Consider the following 1,100-nt stretch of genomic DNA (forward strand, 5'->3'; position numbering starts at 1 on the left):
GTCATCAACAGGTCTCCTGAACGGGTCTAACCGGGGGCTTGAAACGGCTTCATGCTGACTTGAACAGAAGTACAGCATGGGTTGCTCTCAATTTGAGCGCGCTATGTTAACATACGCGCCCATTTCACAGGCTACCGAGACAGAATCATGGCCGATACTTCTCTTGAGAAGGATAAGATCCGCGTTCTCCTGCTCGAGGGCATCCACGAAAACGCCGTGGAGAACCTGAAAGCGAACGGTTACTCCAATGTGGAGCTGCTGCCCACTGCGCTTACCGGGGATGACCTGACTGCCAAAATCAAGGATGCCCATTTTGTCGGCATTCGTTCGCGCACCCAGCTCACCGACGAGGTGTTCGAGGCGGCGGAAAAACTGATTGGCGTCGGCTGTTTCTGTATCGGTACCAACCAGGTGGACCTGAAGTCCGCTCTCAAGCGTGGTATCCCGGTCTTCAACGCGCCCTACTCCAATACCCGCTCCGTGGCGGAGCTGGTGATTGCCCACACCATCAACATGATGCGCGGCATTCCCGAGAAGAACGCGTCGGCCCACCGTGGCGGGTGGTTGAAGTCTGCCAAGGACAGCTACGAAATCCGTGGCAAGACCCTGGGGATCGTGGGTTACGGCAACATCGGTGCGCAAGTAAGTGTGCTGGCCGAGTCCATGGGCATGAAGGTGAAGTTCTACGACGTGGTGCCCAAGCTGCCGCTGGGCAACGCGGAACAGGTGGGCACGCTCACCGACCTGCTGGCCCAGTCCGATGTGGTCAGCCTGCACGTGCCGGATACCGCCGACACCCGCTGGATGATTCAGGAAGAGCAGATCCGCGCGATCAAGCCCAAGGGCTACCTGATCAACTACGCCCGCGGCAAAGTCGTCGATATCGACGCGCTGGCGGCGGCCCTGAAAGACGGCCACCTGCTGGGCGCCGCCATCGACGTGTTCCCGGAAGAGCCCAAGGGTAACGACGACGAGTTCGTCAGCCCGTTGCGCGAATTCGATAACGTGATCCTCACCCCGCACATTGGTGGCTCCACCAAGGAAGCGCAGGTGAACATCGGCACGGAAGTGTCCGAGAAGCTGATCCGTTATTCCGATAA

1 protein-coding gene is annotated in these 1,100 nt (G+C 58.7%); it reads left to right on the forward strand.

All coding sequences use genetic code 11. The annotated features are described in order from the left end of the window. Window positions 1–147: 147 nt before the first annotated feature. The coding region (serA, locus tag A3730_RS26590; RefSeq protein ID WP_063539311.1) for a phosphoglycerate dehydrogenase at window positions 148–1,100 on the forward strand (953 nt) is incomplete at its 3' end.

It is taken from the genome of Alcanivorax sp. HI0044, assembly GCF_001634945.1.